Source organism: Neisseria sp. P0009.S007 (genome assembly GCF_051962515.1).
This window is the reverse complement of record NZ_JBQCVF010000601.1, coordinates 1-954: the sequence shown is the minus strand read 5'-3', so window position 1 is coordinate 954 and position 954 is coordinate 1. Positions and strand designations below refer to the sequence as shown.

Here is a 954-nt window from a genome sequence, read left to right as displayed (position 1 = left end):
GCCAGAAGTTCGAGCTGAGCGTTTTTCGTAAGAGATGCGTTGTTACCGTTGCCGGTTTGCCAAGGCCGTCTGAAAAACAAATGGCCTTGGGAAACCGGCCGCCGTCCCGGTCGGGGAAACCGGTGGTAGCCGGATGCGTCTGAAGCAAGATTATGCTTTGATGACTTTAGGATTTTTCACTGGGAATTTGCCGCGAGTATCGACAATCAGCTTGGCATGTTCGGTGATCATGTCATAGTCGAATTTGTCGTGATCGGTGGTCAGAACCACGCAGTCGTATTGAGCGACAGTTTCAGGGGTCAGCGCTTCGCTCTTCAGGTCGAAGTAGTGGTGGCCGGGGATATGTGGGAACTCTGGAACGTGTGGGTCAGAGTAGGAAACCACTGCGCCCAGTTTGTGCAGGCGGTCCATAACTTCCACAGACGGGCTTTCACGCATATCGTCCACATTTTTCTTGTAGGCGATACCCAATACCAAGATTTTGCTGTCTTTGATAGAACGGTTGTGGTCGTTCAAAGCCAGGCCGACTTTTTCGATAACGTAGTCGGGCATGTGGGAGTTCACTTCGCCTGCCAGCTCGATGAAGCGGGTGTTTACGCCGTATTCGCGGGCTTTCCAAGTCAGGTAGAACGGGTCGATAGGGATACAGTGGCCGCCCAAGCCAGGGCCTGGGTAATAAGCAACGAAGCCGAACGGTTTGGTTGCGGCGGCATTGATGACTTCGTGAATGTCGATGCCCATTTTGTCGGCAACAATTTTCATCTCGTTCACCAAACCGATGTTTACGGCGCGGTGGATGTTTTCCAGAAGTTTGGTCAGCTCGGCCGCTTTGGTGGAGCTTACCGGAACAACTTTATCGATGGCGGGTTGGTACAGTGCCAGGCCGACTTCCAAACAAGCAGGGGTATGGCCGCCGATGACTTTTGGAATGGTACGGGTTTCAAAGTTAGGGTT

1 protein-coding gene is annotated in these 954 nt (G+C 52.6%); it reads right to left on the bottom strand.

Annotated elements, in window-relative coordinates; genetic code table 11:
* Positions 1-150: 150 nt before the first annotated feature.
* A partial coding sequence (locus tag ACTHS3_RS15085; RefSeq protein ID WP_440368374.1) for a nucleotide sugar dehydrogenase occupies positions 151-954 on the bottom strand: 804 nt, incomplete at its 5' end.